The sequence below is a fragment of the Nocardia sp. NPDC004722 genome (assembly GCF_053601505.1).
In genome coordinates, this window is sequence record NZ_JBSGBY010000006.1 from 1 (window position 1) to 15,456 (window position 15,456).

The 15,456-nt window shown below is 66.0% G+C and carries 13 protein-coding genes, 2 tRNA genes and 1 pseudogene; 9 read left to right on the plus strand and 7 right to left on the minus strand.

Features of this window, described 5'->3' with window-relative positions; all coding sequences use genetic code 11:
• From ACWELQ_RS01890 to rpmH, 4 genes and pseudogenes are all read right to left on the minus strand, one after another.
• A pseudogene (locus ACWELQ_RS01890) lies at positions 1–203 on the minus strand (membrane protein insertase YidC); the annotation flags it as partial.
• A gap of 4 nt (positions 204–207) precedes the next feature.
• Entirely contained in the window at positions 208–528 is a 321-nt protein-coding gene (gene yidD / locus ACWELQ_RS01895) for a membrane protein insertion efficiency factor YidD (RefSeq protein ID WP_452395141.1), read from the minus strand.
• A complete protein-coding gene (gene rnpA / locus ACWELQ_RS01900; RefSeq protein WP_452395142.1) occupies positions 525–923 on the minus strand; it encodes a ribonuclease P protein component in 399 nt (132 codons plus the stop codon). The genes yidD and rnpA overlap by 4 nt, the downstream gene beginning before the upstream one ends.
• Before the next feature lie 87 nt (positions 924–1,010).
• Positions 1,011–1,154 carry a 50S ribosomal protein L34 gene (gene rpmH / locus ACWELQ_RS01905; RefSeq protein WP_033085250.1) on the minus strand — a complete coding sequence of 48 codons (144 nt, stop codon included), beginning with the start codon at positions 1,152–1,154 and terminating at the stop codon, positions 1,011–1,013.
• Positions 1,155–1,701: 547 nt separating this feature from the next.
• Between rpmH and dnaA the strand changes: the two genes are divergently transcribed.
• The 8 genes from dnaA (at position 1,702) to ACWELQ_RS01945 (ending at position 13,804) form a co-directional block, all read left to right on the plus strand.
• A complete protein-coding gene (gene dnaA, locus ACWELQ_RS01910) occupies positions 1,702–3,669 on the plus strand; it encodes a chromosomal replication initiator protein DnaA (protein ID WP_452395143.1) in 1,968 nt (655 codons plus the stop codon).
• A gap of 769 nt (positions 3,670–4,438) precedes the next feature.
• Positions 4,439–5,608 carry a DNA polymerase III subunit beta gene (dnaN, locus tag ACWELQ_RS01915; protein WP_452395144.1) on the plus strand — a complete coding sequence of 390 codons (1,170 nt, stop codon included), beginning with the start codon at positions 4,439–4,441 and terminating at the stop codon, positions 5,606–5,608.
• Positions 5,609–5,685: 77 nt separating this feature from the next.
• A complete protein-coding gene (recF, locus tag ACWELQ_RS01920; RefSeq protein ID WP_452395145.1) occupies positions 5,686–6,858 on the plus strand; it encodes a DNA replication/repair protein RecF in 1,173 nt (390 codons plus the stop codon).
• A gap of 97 nt (positions 6,859–6,955) precedes the next feature.
• Positions 6,956–7,564, plus strand: a complete 609-nt coding sequence (locus tag ACWELQ_RS01925) for a DUF721 family protein (protein WP_452395146.1) — start codon at positions 6,956–6,958, stop codon at positions 7,562–7,564.
• A 381-nt stretch (positions 7,565–7,945) separates the two neighbouring features.
• Complete coding sequence (gene gyrB, locus ACWELQ_RS01930) at positions 7,946–9,988, plus strand: DNA topoisomerase (ATP-hydrolyzing) subunit B (protein WP_452395147.1); 2,043 nt, start codon at positions 7,946–7,948, stop codon at positions 9,986–9,988.
• A 78-nt stretch (positions 9,989–10,066) separates the two neighbouring features.
• The gene (gyrA, locus tag ACWELQ_RS01935) at positions 10,067–12,580 is read left to right on the plus strand and encodes a DNA gyrase subunit A (RefSeq protein WP_452395148.1); all 2,514 of its coding nucleotides are present in this window, start codon (positions 10,067–10,069) and stop codon (positions 12,578–12,580) included.
• A 90-nt stretch (positions 12,581–12,670) separates the two neighbouring features.
• Entirely contained in the window at positions 12,671–13,594 is a 924-nt protein-coding gene (locus tag ACWELQ_RS01940; protein WP_452395149.1) for a DUF3566 domain-containing protein, read from the plus strand.
• Between the two features lie 136 nt (positions 13,595–13,730).
• Positions 13,731–13,804, plus strand: a tRNA-Ile gene (locus ACWELQ_RS01945).
• Positions 13,805–13,936: 132 nt separating this feature from the next.
• Here ACWELQ_RS01945 and ACWELQ_RS01950 read toward each other — a convergent pair.
• From ACWELQ_RS01950 to ACWELQ_RS01960, 3 genes are all read right to left on the minus strand, one after another.
• Positions 13,937–14,009: transfer RNA gene (locus ACWELQ_RS01950), tRNA-Ala, on the minus strand.
• Between the two features lie 50 nt (positions 14,010–14,059).
• Complete coding sequence (locus ACWELQ_RS01955; RefSeq protein ID WP_452395150.1) at positions 14,060–14,653, minus strand: MarR family winged helix-turn-helix transcriptional regulator; 594 nt, start codon at positions 14,651–14,653, stop codon at positions 14,060–14,062.
• Entirely contained in the window at positions 14,647–15,237 is a 591-nt protein-coding gene (locus tag ACWELQ_RS01960; protein WP_452395151.1) for a protoglobin domain-containing protein, read from the minus strand. Before ACWELQ_RS01960 ends, ACWELQ_RS01955 begins: the two co-directional genes overlap by 7 nt.
• Positions 15,238–15,298: 61 nt before the next feature.
• Between ACWELQ_RS01960 and ACWELQ_RS01965 the strand changes: the two genes are divergently transcribed.
• Complete coding sequence (locus tag ACWELQ_RS01965) at positions 15,299–15,406, plus strand: DLW-39 family protein (protein WP_452395152.1); 108 nt, start codon at positions 15,299–15,301, stop codon at positions 15,404–15,406.
• Positions 15,407–15,456 lie beyond the last annotated feature (50 nt).

A 15,456-nucleotide genomic window follows, 5' to 3' on the forward strand; every position in this document is an offset into this window, starting at 1 on the left:
ATCTGTGGCTGCAGTTCCTGCATCTGCCGGGTCGTGCGGACCTGCTTCACGAACGGCTTGTAGAGCACGAGCCGGAGCGTGAACACCAGGAACACCACGGCCAGTGCCCAGGCGAATCCGCTGTTCTTGCCCAGCACATACCCGAATGCCTGGTGCCAGAACCACAGAATGGCCGACACCGGGTAATAGATGAAGTCGAGCACGGCTCTATGCACTCCCGTCGTTCGTATCGCCGGTCACCGCGGGCGATGACCCTTCACAAGCTGATGCCGCGTGCCGGTGCTTACGCTCCGGAACGGGGTCCCACCCACCAGGGTGCCAGGGCGCACATTTCGCCAATCGGACGGCTGCCAGTCCTGAACCGACGAACAGTCCGCGGGTGCGCAACGCCGTCACCGCGTACTCACTACAGGTAGGAGTGAAGCGGCACGTCGGCATGCGGGTGGGGGAGATATAGGTCCGATACAGCTCGATGAGGAATATCAGAGCTTTGGCCGGGAAGCGGGCAGCCGCGCGCAGCGCGTTCACGAGTCGGTGCCCACTATCGACTTCGAGTCGGCGCCCAACTTGCGCAGCCCGCTCCGCAACTGCCGCAGCAGTTCTTCGGAGGGCGCGTCGGCGGCACCGGGCAGGGCGCGAATGACAACGTCTGCGCCCCCGGGCAATTCGGCCGTCAGGCTTGCGCAGATATGACGCAGGCGGCGGGCCACCCGGTGGCGTACCACCGCCGGACCCACCGCCTTGCTGACGATCAAGCCGAAACGCGGACCGCCCACCCGCACGGGTGGAATCGGTCCGCTGGCTTGTTCATCGTCGTGTAGCAGAACGTGCACAACGAGGTCCCGTCTCCCGATCCGCCGGCCCTGGCGCACCGTCCGGGAAAAGTCGGTGCGCCGGTGCAGCCGGTAGGGCTCAGGCAGCACCTGAGCATCCAGCGGAGTGCGGGCGGAAGGGGGACCGGAGACCGGACGGCGAAGCGCTCATACGACGCCGCATCCGGGATTACCGAATCAGGCAGTCAGCTTGGCGCGGCCCTTGCCACGGCGCGCCGACACGATGGCGCGGCCCGCACGGGTGCGCATCCGGAGACGGAAGCCGTGGACGCGCGCCCGACGACGGTTGTTCGGCTGGAACGTCCGCTTGCCCTTGGCCACGGTCAACACTCCTCTAAGTGGTGGACGTCTGGTGACGCCCGAAGTCTGTTCGGTGAAACGTGCTCTCGAAGAACGGGAGTCCTTCGGCGCAATACCCTTGTCGGCACGGGCAGCAGACAGCCGCCACCGCACCATAGGGTGACTGTAGAAGGGTACTTACCCCCTGGACGAGGGTCAAACTCGGGGGTAGAGGCCCGATTTGCAGACTGGATCGATCGTTCCGCGTGGCGCTTGCTGGGGGTTCGTGTCCCGGGGCAGGGGTCGTGTACGGTCCTTTCCAGGCCTTCGACGGTACCCCCGTTGCGACCGCGGTTGACTTTGCCAGCTGATAGCTGTGAACCCGCAGGTACGCGCCAGATTCGGGGAATCAGACACGCGGTCGCGTGTATCCCCAGGTTTTCCACATCTGTGGATAATTGTGTGGAAAGACCCCTGGAGTGGCATATTCGTAGGGCCGACGGTACCTCGCCGACGCCCGGTTACTGGGGGAGCCGAGCAGCGCAGACCGTCTGCTTCTGTCGACCTATTTCCGGGGAGGACTACGTTCGTGGACGACGAGCAGAATGTGCTGACGGCTGTCTGGCCGGAGGTGATCGCCGAGCTGGCGAGCGGTTCCGCGGACGGGGAGATCCAGCCGGTCAGCAAGGCGCACAAGGCGTGGCTGAACACTATCGAACCCATCACTTTCGCGCAGGGATTCGCTCTGCTCTCGGTGCCGGGCACGATGGCGCAGGTCACGGTCGAGCGTGACCTGCGGGAACTCATTCTGCGCTCGCTGGCCCGCCGTGGACTCCAGGTCGAGGGCCTGGGCGTGCGCATTCGCGCACAACAGAATCCGCCGGCCGGTCGCTCGGGCAATGCTCCGCGGCACGCGCGCATGACCTCGCGGCCGGAACGCCCGCGCGAGGCCGAGCCCGCGCCGCCCGCCTACGCGCCCGAACCACCGCCCGCCGAGCGTCCACAGCAGCTGTACCAGGCGCCCCAGGAGTACGCGCCGGCGCGCTACCTTCCTCCCCAGGACTACCCGGCCGAGTACGACGACCGGGATGCTTATCCACCTGTGGAATTCGGCCAGCCGCAGATGGCCGAGGAGTTGCCGACGGCGGCTCCGGAGCGTCCGATGGCGGCGGGAGAGCCGCAGGCGCCGCCGCGACGGCGGGACAACCATCGCGGCGCGTCCATGCCGCCGGGACAGGAGTCGCTGTTCTCCCCGGAGCCCGACGACGAACCGGCCCGGCCCGCACCGCAGCGCTACGCCGAGGAACCCCAGCGGTACGCCGAGGAGCCGCAGCGTTATTCGGACGAGCCCCAGCGCTACGACGAACCGCAACGCTACGACGAACCGCAACGGTATTCCGACGAACCGGCCGCGCGCCGACCGGTGGACGAGACCCACGACGACGAGCCGGTGGTCAATGTCCGCAATTCGTGGCCGACCTATTTCAACCGCCCGCCCGAGCGTGAGCCCGCGCCCGCGCAGTCGGGTTCGGCGAGCCTGAACGCCAAGTACACGTTCGACACCTTCGTCATCGGCGCCTCCAATCGCTTCGCGCACGCGGCCGCCGTCGCCATCGCGGAGGCTCCGGCCCGGGCCTACAACCCGTTGTTCGTCTGGGGCGCTTCGGGTTTGGGCAAGACGCACCTGCTGCACGCGGCCGGGCACTACGCGCAGCGGCTGTTCCCGGGCATGCGGGTGAAGTACGTGTCCACCGAGGAATTCACCAACGACTTCATCAACTCGCTGCGTGACGACCGGAAGGTGGCGTTCAAGCGCCGCTACCGCGAGACCGACATCCTGCTGGTCGACGACATCCAGTTCATCGAGGGCAAGGAAGGCATCCAGGAGGAGTTCTTCCACACCTTCAACACCCTGCACAACGCCAACAAGCAGATCGTGGTGTCCTCGGATCGCCCGCCCAAGCAGCTGGCGACGCTGGAGGAGCGGCTGCGGACCCGGTTCGAGTGGGGTCTGATCACCGATGTGCAGCCGCCGGAGCTGGAGACCCGCATCGCGATCCTGCGCAAGAAGGCGCGGATGGATCGCCTGGATGTGCCGCACGACGTGCTGGAACTCATCGCCAGCCGGGTGGAGCGCAATATCCGCGAACTGGAGGGCGCGCTGATCCGGGTGACGGCGTTCGCCTCGCTCAACGGTCAGCCGCTGGATCTCTCGCTGGCCGAGGTGGTGCTGCGGGATCTGATGCCGGACTCCACCACGATGGAGATCACGGCGTCCACGATCATGGCCGTGACCGCGGAGTACTTCAACACCACGCTGGAGGAGCTGACCGGTCCGGGTAAGGCCCGGCCGTTGGCGCAGGCCCGGCAGATCGCGATGTATCTGTGCCGGGAACTGACGGACCTATCGCTACCCAAGATCGGTCAGGCTTTCGGCCGCGACCACACGACGGTCATGTACGCGGACAAGAAGGTGCGCAAGGAGATGACCGAGCGGCGTCGCGTGTACGACCAGGTTCAAGAACTCACAGCCCGGATTAAACAGCGTTCGCGCTGATCCACAGTCCACAGGCCCCCACGTCTCCTGACGTGGGGGTCTTTCGTTTTCCGGGGTGTGGATTCCTCGAGGAGTCCTCGAGGATGGGTTGGGGATTCCTCGAGGAATCCCACTGTTGTCCACGGGTTTGCCCCCAGGTCACTGCTCACAGTGGTGCACAGGTGGTAGTGCACAGTTCCCACAGGTGGATTCATCCTCGAGGGCTGACCAGCCCGGATGCGCTCGAGCCCTTGTGGATTCCTCGAGGAATCCATGTCAGCTCCTCGAGGAATCCTCGAGTTGTCCCCGGTTTCGCTCAGATGTGAGCAGCAGGGGCTGGAATCGGGGAGCAACTCGAGGATGACTCGAGGAGCAATGTGGAGTAGCGGATCGACTCCACAGCCACCCGCTGTTCATCCTCGAGCCACCCCGACGACATCCACACGCCGCCGCCGGGCCCCACCTGCGTAAACGGGCGAAGTCCACAGAACTAACAGGACCTACTACTACTTCAGTTATTCATCTAGAGAAGGCTCTTCTAAAACAGGGTGTGTGGAAACTCGGGTTGGGGGGACACGGTCCGAGGGGAGCTCCTCCACACCCGATCGGATGGCAAGGAGAAGAGGGGCGGCAGGATTCCGGCGCATCGGATGCCCCGGAGGGTCGGCGTTGGTTGTCGGGGCTCACGCGGGTACGGTTCTCTGTCAGTCCCCCGTGCCAGACTGGGTGGGCGGCGCATTCAGCAATCCGCAGAGTTCACCGAAGTCACTGGGAGAGGACAGACCGGGCGATGGAGCTTGCAAGCATGAAGTTTCGGGTCGCTCGCGAGGACTTCGCCGAATCCGTTGCCTGGGTGGCCCGTAGCCTGCCGTCGCGGCCTCCGGTCCCTGTGCTCGGTGGCGTGCTTCTCGTGGCCGACGAGGATGGCCTGACGGTCTCCGGCTTCGACTACGAGGTCTCCGCGCAGATGCGGGTGGCCGCCGAGGTCGCCGGTCCGGGTCAGGTGCTGGTGTCGGGCCGCCTGCTGGCCGATATCACCAAGGCGCTGTCCAACAAGCCGGTCGATGTGTCGGTGGACGGCACCCGCGTGCTGATCGCCTGTGGCAGTGCCAAGTTCTCGCTGCCGACCATGCCCGTCGAGGATTACCCCCAGCTTCCCGAGCTTCCTCCCCAGACCGGTGAACTCGGGGTGGATCTGTTCTCCGCTGCCGTGTCACAGGTGGCCGTGGCCGCCGGGCGCGATGACACGCTCCCCATGCTCACCGGCATCCGCGTCGAGATCGAGGGCCCCAAGGTGGTCCTGGCCGCGACCGACCGTTTCCGTCTCGCCGTGCGCGAGCTGGAATGGCAGCCCGGACGCGCCGACGTGGAGACCGCGGTGCTGGTTCCGGCCCGCACCCTGTCCGAGGCCGCGAAAACCCTTGGTGCGTCCGATCAGCCGGTACAGCTGGCCTTCGGTACGGGCACCGACGGTCTGCTCGGCATCGTGAACGGCGGCCGCCGCACCACCACGCGTCTGCTCGATGCCGAATTCCCCAAGTTCCGTCAGCTGCTCCCCAAGGAGCACACCTCCCTGGCGACCATCGCGGTGAGCGCGCTGACCGAGGCCATCAAGCGCGTGGCCCTGGTGGCCGAGCGCGGCGCCCAGGTGCGGCTGGAGTTCTCCGAGGAGGGCCTGCTGCTCTCCGCCGGCGGTGACGACGCCGGTCGCGCCGAGGAGTGGCTGGAGGCCGATTTCCGCGGTGAGCCGCTGACCATCGCCTTCAACCCCGGCTATCTGCTCGATGGCCTCTCGGCCGCGCATTCGGACAAGGTGACCTTCGGGTTCACCACTCCCAGCCGTCCGGCGGTCTTCCTGCCCGCTCCGGAGGAGGAGCCCACCCAGCTGGAGTCGGGTGCCTTCTCGGCATTGTCGGGCAGCTACATCTACCTGCTGATGCCGGTGCGGTTGCCGGGCTGATCGCACACCGGAGTCCACACCTGTGCACAGTGTTGACAAACCTGTGAAAAACGCGACACGCGTGGTGAACTGACGCGATGCACGTGCGTGCGCTGTCGCTGCGCGATTTCCGTTCCTGGGAGGCGGCCGAGCTCGACCTTTCGCCCGGTAGAACGGTTTTCCTGGGTTCCAATGGGAACGGCAAGACCAATCTGATCGAGGCCGTCGGCTACTTGTCCACACTCGGTTCACACCGGGTGGCGGCCGACGCACCCCTCATCAGGATCGGTGCACCCAAGGCGCGGATCGGGGCGACGGTGGTCAACACCGGTCGCGAGCTGCGGGTGGATATGGAGCTCAATCAGGGCACCGCCAATCGCGCGCAGATCAATCGTTCGCCGGTGCGGCGGCCTCGGGAGATCCTGGGGATCCTGCAGACGGTGTTGTTCGCTCCGGAGGATCTGTCGCTGGTGCGCGGGGATCCGGGCGAGCGCCGACGCTTCCTGGATGAGCTGGCCACGGCCCGATTGCCGCGGCTGGCCGGGGTGCGCGCGGACTACGACAAGGTGTTGCGGCAGCGCTCGGCCCTGTTGAAAACCGCTGGGCGCAATGCCCGTTCGGGCAATCGGGGCGCGGAGATGGGCACCCTCGACGTGTGGGACGGGCATCTGGCCGCGCACGGCGCGGTGTTGCTGGCGCAGCGACTGCGACTGGTGCACGAGCTTTATCCACATCTTGCACAGGCTTATTCAGGTATCGCTCCCGAATCCCGGCCCGCCACAATCGGTTACCGATCTGCGAGTTTGCCGCCGGAGTTGCTCGATCCCGCGCGTTCTCCACAGCCTGAGGACGAATCGGTGCTGGAAGCAATCCTGCTGCGGGAGTTGGCCGCCGCTCGCACGAAGGAACTCGAACGCGGGGTGTGTCTGGTCGGCCCGCATCGTGACGATCTGGAGCTGATGCTGGGTTCGGCTCCGGCCAAGGGTTTCGCGAGCCATGGTGAATCCTGGTCCTACGCGCTGGCGCTGCGGCTGGGCGCGTTCGAACTGCTGCGCACGGCCGGATCCGATCCGGTGCTGATCCTCGATGACGTGTTCGCCGAACTGGATCGCCGTCGTCGCACCGCGCTGGCGGCCGTGGCCGCGGGAGCCGAGCAGGTCTTCATCACGGCCGCCGTGCCGGAGGATGTGCCCGCCGAACTCGAGGCGGTGCCGCTGCGCGTGGAGACCACGGGGGAGGCGGATCACCGCGCGTCCCGGATCGCGGCGTGAGTTGGTCGGTGCGATGCGGCAGAATCACGTGACGAACCGAAGGTGATCATTCGGGATTAGCCAGCATCGCGATTCCCCAGTGTGGAAGGAGTTGTGGATGGCTCTGCCGCCGGAAGCGATCGGTGAGCCGCCGGAAGCCGACGACCGCAATACTCCCCAAGGGAACTCCGGGCCCACGGATCAAGAACCCGAGTTGCGCGGCGTCGACCTGGCCCGGCGCGCACTCGAGGAAGCACGAGCGGCGGCCCGGGCGGCCGGTAAATCCGTAGGCCAGGGCCGCGCTTCCCCGCGTAAGGGCGGTGTCCGGTCGCTGCGTCGCCGCACCGGCTGGTCGGGTGCGCATCCGGACGAGCGTGATCCACAGACTCTTTCGTCGCTGGCCATGCAGCTGGCCAAGGGCCGTGGCTGGTCCGGCAAGGTCGCCGAGGGCACGGTCTTCGGCCGTTGGGCGGCGGTCGTAGGTGAGGACATCGCCTCGCATGCCACGCCGATCTCCCTGGAGAACGGAATCCTGAGCATCCAGGCTGAGTCGACGGCCTGGGCGACACAGCTGCGCATGTTCCAATCGCAGATCCTGGCCAAGATCGCCGCGGCGGTCGGCAACGGCGTGGTCAAGCAACTCAAGATCAACGGCCCGACCGCGCCGAGCTGGCGGCACGGCGATCGGCACGTCAAAGGCCGAGGTCCGCGCGACACCTACGGGTAGATCTTGGTTTCACGTGGAACGTGACCGGAGATCGTTGAGAACCCTCGCGCAAACACTCCGGAGGCCGCCCGCGCATCGCCCGCTGAAGCTCTCCGGACCCCCGGGGCCTATGACCAGACATATCGACGCTCGATTTCATGACCCTACGGCCCACTCAGGGGTGTCATAGGTGGGTTCTCTGTCGGTCGTACCAGTAGGATGGGGGAGTAACTAGCGGCGATATCTCCCGGCGCGTTCCGCAGCGCCCGCGCGTGAGCCCCCGTAATTCTCGAGCAGACACAGTCTGGAGCTCGAGCAGACAGTGTCTGACGGCCTCACGCGTGCCACCGCACTGTGCCGGGAGGATCAGCAAGTAAGGAGAGCTACCCACCAGTGGCTGCCATGGACTCCAACGCAGAAGGCTCGACCCCGCCGAAGAACGGCAAGCCGTCGAACTACGGTGCAGAATCCATCACCGTTCTCGAGGGGCTCGAAGCCGTCCGCAAACGGCCCGGTATGTACATCGGTTCCACCGGTGAGCGCGGCCTGCACCACCTGATCTGGGAGGTCGTCGACAACTCGGTCGACGAGGCGATGGCCGGATACGCCTCGCGGGTGGATGTCACGCTGCTGGATGACGGCGGTGTCGAGGTCGTCGACGACGGCCGCGGTATCCCGGTCGCCATGCACGCCCAGGGTGTGCCCACCATCGAGGTGGTCATGACCCAGCTGCACGCCGGTGGCAAGTTCGACGGCGAGTCGTACGCCGTCTCCGGCGGTCTGCACGGTGTCGGCATCTCCGTGGTGAACGCGCTGTCCACCCGCCTCGAGGCGGATGTGGACACCGACGGTTACCACTGGACCCAGGAGTACAAGGACTCCAAGCCGGGCAAGCTGGTGCAGGGTGGCGCGACCAAGCGCACCGGTACCACCATCCGGTTCTGGCCGGACCCGGAGATCTTCGAGACCACCACCTTCAGCTTCGAGACGGTGGCGCGCCGCCTGCAGGAGATGGCGTTCCTGAACAAGGGCCTCACCATCACGCTGACCGATCAGCGGGTGGCCGAGAACGACGTCATCGACGAGGTGGTCAGCGAAACCGCCGAGGCGCCCAAGCATCTCGACGAGAATGCCCCGGCCGCCGCGCCGAAGATCAAGACCCGCACCTACCACTACCCGGGCGGGCTCGAGGATTACGTCAAGCACATCAACCGGACCAAGACGCCGATCCACAACTCGATCGTGTCGTTCACCGGTAAGGGCACCGGCCACGAGGTCGAGGTCGCGATGCAGTGGAACTCCGGTTACTCCGAGTCTGTCCACACCTTCGCCAACACCATCAACACCCACGAGGGTGGTACCCACGAAGAGGGCTTCCGCGCGGCGCTCACCACGGTGGTGAACAAGTACGCGAAGGACAAGAAGCTGCTCAAGGAGAAGGATCAGAACCTCACCGGTGACGACATCCGTGAGGGTCTCGCCGCCATCGTGAGCGTGAAGATCGCCGACCCGCAGTTCGAGGGCCAGACCAAGACCAAGCTCGGCAATACCGAGGTGAAGTCGTTCGTCCAGCGCACCTGCAACGAGCACATCTCGCACTGGTTCGAGGCGAACCCGGCCGACGCCAAGACGATTGTGCAGAAGGCGGTTTCGTCGGCGCAGGCTCGCGTCGCCGCCCGTAAGGCGCGAGAGTTGGTGCGGCGCAAGTCCGCCACCGATCTGGGCGGCCTGCCGGGCAAGCTGGCCGACTGCCGGTCGAAGGATCCGAGCAAGTCCGAGATCTACATCGTGGAGGGTGACTCCGCCGGTGGCTCGGCCAAGTCGGGCCGTGACTCGATGTACCAGGCGATCCTGCCGCTGCGCGGAAAGATCATCAACGTCGAGAAGGCGCGCATCGACCGCGTGCTGAAGAACACCGAAGTCCAGTCCATCATCACGGCTTTCGGCACCGGCATCCACGACGAGTTCGATATCGCCAAGCTGCGGTATCACAAGATCGTGCTGATGGCCGACGCCGACGTGGACGGCCAGCACATCTCGACGCTGCTGCTCACCCTGCTGTTCCGCTTCATGCGCCCGCTGGTCGAGCACGGTCACGTGTATCTGGCCATGCCGCCGCTGTACAAGCTGAAGTGGCAGCGGTCCGAGCCGGAGTTCGCCTACTCCGACAAGGAGCGCGACGGGCTGCTGGAGCGCGGCCTGGCGGCCGGCAAGAAGATCAACAAGGACGACGGCATCCAGCGCTACAAGGGTCTCGGCGAGATGAACCCCAAGGAGCTGTGGGAGACCACGATGGATCCGAGCGTGCGCGTGCTGCGTCTGGTGACGCTGGACGACGCGGCTGCCGCGGACGAGCTGTTCTCGATCCTCATGGGTGAGGACGTGGAGGCTCGGCGCAGCTTCATCACTCGGAACGCCAAGGACGTCCGGTTCCTCGACGTGTAATTCGCGACGGCGGAGGCCCTTTCGGGCCTTCGCTGCGCGCCGCGAGGACCACCCACTACTTCTGACGGAGACCTATCTATGACTGAGACTTCGCTTCCGCCTTCGGGTGGCGACCGCATCGAGCCGGTCGACATCCAGCAGGAGATGCAGAACTCCTACATCGATTACGCGATGAGCGTGATCGTGGGCCGCGCGCTGCCCGAGGTGCGCGACGGCCTGAAGCCGGTGCACCGGCGAATCCTGTACGCGATGTACGACAACGGCTACCGCCCGGACCGCGGCTACGTGAAGTCCGCGCGCCCCGTCGCCGACACCATGGGTAACTACCACCCGCATGGTGACACCGCGATCTACGACACCTTGGTGCGCATGGCGCAGCCGTGGGCGCTGCGCTACCCGCTGGTCGACGGTCAGGGCAACTTCGGTTCGCGCGGTAATGACGGCGCGGCCGCCATGCGTTACACGGAGTGCCGTCTGACGCCGCTGGCGATGGAGATGCTGCGCGAGATCGACCACGAGACGGTCGATTTCATCCCGAACTACGACGGTAAGACGCAGGAGCCGACCGTTCTGCCGAGCCGGGTGCCCGCCCTGCTCATGAACGGCTCCAACGGTATTGCCGTCGGTATGGCGACGAATATCCCGCCGCACAACCTGAACGAGCTGGCCGAGGCCATCTACTGGGCGCTGGACAATCACGACGCCGACGAGGAGACCACCCTCGCCGCGTGCATCGAGCGCGTGAAGGGCCCGGACTTCCCGACCGCGGGCCTCATCGTGGGCACCCAGGGCATCATCGACGCCTACACCACCGGTCGCGGTTCGGTCCGCATGCGCGGTGTGGTGGAGATCGAAGAGGACAACCGGGGTCGCACCACGATTGTCATCACCGAGCTGCCGTACCAGGTCAATACGGACAACTTCATCAACGCGATCGCCGAGCAGGTCAAGGACGGCAAGATCGCGGGCGTCTCCGACATCCACGACGAGTCCTCGGACCGCGTGGGTCTGCGCATCGTCGTGACGGTGAAGCGCGACGCCATCGCCAAGGTCGTGCTGAACAACCTCTACAAGCACACCCAGCTGCAGACGTCCTTCGGCTGCAACATGCTCTCGATCGTCGACAAGGTGCCGCGGACGCTGCGCCTGGATCAGATGATCCGGCTGTATGTGAATCACCAGTTGGAAGTCATCGTCCGGCGTACCCGCTACCTGCTGCGCAAGGCCGAGGAGCGGGCCCACATCCTGCGCGGCTTGGTGAAGGCGCTCGATCAGCTGGATGCCGTGATCGCGTTGATCCGCCGTTCGGCCGACACCGAGACCGCGCGCACCGGCCTGATGCAGTTGCTGGAGATCGACGAGATCCAGGCGACCGCCATCCTCGACATGCAGCTGCGTCGCCTCTCGGCCCTGGAGCGGCAGAAGATCCTCGACGAGTTGGCCAAGATCGAGGCCGAGATCGCGGATTTGAACGACATTCTGGCCAAGCCGGAGCGGCAGCGCGCCATCGTCCGTGACGAATTGGCCGAGATCGTCGACAAGTACGGCGACGAGCGCCGCACCAAGATCATCGCGGCCGACGGCGACGTGCAGGACGAGGATCTGATCGCCCGCGAGGACGTGGTCGTGACGATCACCGAGACCGGCTACGCCAAGCGCACCAAGACCGACCTCTACCGTTCGCAGAAGCGCGGCGGCAAGGGCGTGCAGGGCGCGGGTCTCAAGCAGGACGACATCGTCAAGCACTTCTTCATCACCTCGACCCACGACTGGCTGCTGTTCTTCACCAACAAGGGCCGGGTGTACCGGGCCAAGGCGTACGAGCTGCCGGAGGCCAACCGCACCGCGCGCGGTCAGCACGTGGCCAACCTGCTGGCCTTCCAGCCGGACGAGAAGATCGCCCAGGTCATCCAGATCAAGTCCTACGAGGATGCGCCCTACCTGGTGCTGGCCACCCGCAAGGGCCTGGTCAAGAAGTCCAAGCTGACCGATTTCGACTCCAACCGCACCGGCGGCATCGTGGCGGTCAATCTGCGCGATGAGGACGAATTGGTCGGTGCGGCACTGTGTTCGGCCGAGGACGATCTGCTGCTCGTCTCCGCGCACGGCCAGTCCATCCGCTTCTCCGCCAATGACGAGGTGCTGCGCCCGATGGGCCGCGCCACCTCCGGCGTGCAGGGCATGCGCTTCAATGCCGACGATGAACTGTTGTCGCTCAATGTGGTTCGCGACGAAGAAGGCATCTATCTGCTTGTCGCGACCGCGGGTGGGTACTCCAAGCGCACGGCCATCGACGAGTACACGGCTCAGGGTCGCGGCGGCAAGGGTGTGCTGACGATCCAGTACGACGAGAAGCGTGGCAGTCTTGTCGGTGCGCTCATCGTCAACGACGAGGATGAGCTGTATGCCATCACCTCGGGCGGTGGCGTCATTCGCACGCTGGCGCACCAGGTTCGCAAGGCCGGTCGCCAAACCAAGGGTGTGCGGTTGATGAACCTGGGCGAGGGCGATATTTTGCTCGCGATCGCTCGGAACGCGGATGAGCCCGACCAGGTTGCCGAAGATGACACCAGCGGTTCGGCGAAGCAGTAGTTTCACCACAGCAGCGGCGGCACAAACGGATCGAAGGATTCACCATTGACCACGAATCAGCCGAATGACCAGCGCGGTCATGCCAATGGCGTGACCGAGAGAATCGCCCCGTCCCCGATTCCGCCGCGGCCAATTCCGCGCACCGGCGGGATCGATGGCGGTGCGCCGCAATCTCCCGAATTGTCGGACCAGTCCGATGATTTCGGGCCGGAAGGTAACAATTCGGCAGCCGCCACGTCGGAATCCGCGGACGCCCAGGGCGGTTCGCCGTTCCAGGAGGGTTGGTCGCAGCTGCCGCAGCGGGAGCCGCAGTCCAACCTGTACCGGCCGGGCCAGGCCCCGACCCCGGGCAGCACCGGCAGCCTCAAGGGCAGCGGCGGCGGCCTCTCCGGCGGTGGCCTGAACGCGGGCGTCTCCAATGCCCGCACCACCGCGGACCTGGCGGCCAAGGCGGCCCGCAAGGAGGCGGCCATGGTGAAGTCCGTCGGCATCGACGGACCGACCCGCAGCATCGCCCGCCCGGAACTGGTCAAAGATCTGCCCGATCTGTCCGAGCTGCGGCACCCGTTGCCGCCGCCGGAGCCGATCGCGCCGGCCGGTCCGGTCTCGCCGTCCGCCCCCGCGGCGGTCGCGCAGGCGGCGGCCACCGGTGAGCCGCTGCGCGCCACCGTGCAGCTGCGCCACATCGATCCGTGGTCCACGCTGAAGGTCTCGCTGGTGATCAGCGTGGCCATGTTCTTCGTGTGGATGCTGGCGGTCGGCCTGCTGTACCTGGTGCTCGAGGGCATGGGCGTGTGGGAGCGCTTGAACTCCACCGTCTCCACCTTCACCGATTCCAGCTCGGACAGCTCCTCGTCGCTCATCGACGCGGGCGCGGTCTTCGGCTACGCGGGCGTCATCGGCCTGATCAATGTGGTCCTGCTGACCGCGTTGTCGACCGTCGGCGTCTTCGTCTACAACCAGTGCACCGATCTGGTCGGCGGCATCCAGGTGACCCTGGCCGACCCCGACTAGAAACCGCTGTTTCGATCCGCCTCGACGGCCGGTCCGGTCTGCCTCAGCAGGTCGCTGACCGGCCGTTTTGGTTATCAACGGTTGGGTACGGTAATCTTCTGCCTCGTTCGAGTTACACAACTTCGAACACCCACTAGGGCCTATAGCTCAGGCGGTTAGAGCGCTTCGCTGATAACGAAGAGGTCGGAGGTTCAAGTCCTCCTAGGCCCACCCAATAGATCGAAAACGCCTCTCGGAATTCCGGGGGGCTTTTTTGTTGCCCGGATCCGGTCGCAAGATCAAGGAAGGCATTCCGGGCATGAAAAAAACCGCAGGCTGTGTATCAACCTGCGGTTTTCATTGTGGAGCCTAGGGGAATCGAACCCCTAACCCCTGCCTTGCAAAGGCAGTGCTCTGCCAATTGAGCTAAGGCCCCGGACCTGCACGAAGGTACATGTCGGAGTTGGCCCAGGTCAAACCCCGTGCTCAGTCGGCCGCCGGTTGGTGTTCGGGGCAGTTGACGCGGAGGTCGCGCGGGGGGAGTGGCTGACGCAGGAGTTCGCAGTGGGCGGTGCCGGACGCACCCGGCCGATAGAACCGGCAGGTGGTGCAGGTGCGGGCCACCTGCACCACACCGGCGTGCAGGAGACCGCCGATGAGGTCGAGCAGTGTCGCGAGCGTTCGATCCTGGTCGGCGCTGGGCAGTTCCGCGACACAGGCCCGCAGCACCTCGTCCGCGGACCGGATCTCGGCGGCCAGTTCGGCGCCCGCACCGGTGAGGACGATGGCGCTGCGCCGCCGATCGCCCGGCGCGGGCTGCCGGGCGACGTGACCCTTGCGTTCCAGGGCCAGCAGCGAATCCGACACCGTGGGCTGGCTGACGCCGAGTTCGGTGGCCAGCAGGCCGGTGAGGGGTTCCGGCGGCGGACCCTCGGCGAGGGTCCGCAGCAGTTCCAGTTGCAGGGGAGTGAGGCCGGTGCGGGAGGCGATGGCCTGGCGGTGGGCGCGGACGCCGCGGGCGATCCGGTCCAGCGCCGCGACCACCTTCTCCGATACTTCGCCGTCTCCCGCGTTCACCACAGGTCAGGACTGTACGGCCTGGCCCAGAGTGTCGCCGACAGGGTGATCGCCTTGAACCAGGCGTGATACATGACGTCGACCTCGGACGCGGGTGCGCCGGTGGCGGCGAGGAAGTCGCGGATGGTGACGGTGATCGGGACGATGAGCGCGAGCAGGTGCCGCAGCGGGATGTGGGTGGCGGGGGAGTCCACCCCGTCGGTGCGGTTCTTGCCGGAGGTGTGGTGCCGCCGCGCGATCTCCTCTTGGTAGGCCAGCCAATTCGCGTCGTACTCGCGGGTGCACACGTCCGCGATCCACTGCCCGAACCGGGCGCGCACGGCGGCCAGGTAGGCCGGATCGGGCTGTCCGTCGGCTCCGGCGAAGGTGGCGACCAGATGGCTGTTCGCGCCGACGAATCCGTACCAGACGTCGAGGATCCGATCGGTCTGCGGCACAAGGATTTCCCCGGCGCGGCGCAGGGCGGCGGCATCGTCGGGGCTCCACAGCAGCGAGCGCTGGAGTTCGGCGAGGTCGTCGAGCGAGAGGGGCGAGGGCGCGAGTTCCGCGCTGTCGTAGGTGTATCCGGCGGGGGCGGGGATCGTCATGCCATGAACCATAGGAGTCCTATGTTTGTTCGTCAAGACTCCGCCACGTAGGGTGGGAAGCATGAAATTCCTTCTCACGATCGTTGTCGTGGCCGCCGTGGTGTTCGGGATCAGCAAGCTGCGTCAGCGCAACGACGCCGACCTCTGGCACGAGGTCACCACCCGCTGAAAACCCCTGACGGTGCGCCGATCTCGTCCTCCGATGACGGGTAGGCGCAC

Bases quoted from the DNA above. Each gene is read 5' to 3' on its own strand.
- gyrA (WP_452395148.1), top strand. From the start codon at position 10,067: ATGACTGAGACTTCGCTTCCGCCTTCGGGTGGCGACCGCATCGAGCCG.
- gyrB (WP_452395147.1), top strand. From the start codon at position 7,946: ATGGACTCCAACGCAGAAGGCTCGACCCCGCCGAAGAACGGCAAGCCG.
- ACWELQ_RS01960 (WP_452395151.1), bottom strand. From the start codon at position 15,237: ATGACGATCCCCGCCCCCGCCGGATACACCTACGACAGCGCGGAACTC.
- recF (WP_452395145.1), top strand. From the start codon at position 5,686: ATGCACGTGCGTGCGCTGTCGCTGCGCGATTTCCGTTCCTGGGAGGCG.
- ACWELQ_RS01925 (WP_452395146.1), top strand. From the start codon at position 6,956: ATGGCTCTGCCGCCGGAAGCGATCGGTGAGCCGCCGGAAGCCGACGAC.
- dnaN (WP_452395144.1), top strand. From the start codon at position 4,439: ATGGAGCTTGCAAGCATGAAGTTTCGGGTCGCTCGCGAGGACTTCGCC.
- ACWELQ_RS01965 (WP_452395152.1), top strand. From the start codon at position 15,299: ATGAAATTCCTTCTCACGATCGTTGTCGTGGCCGCCGTGGTGTTCGGG.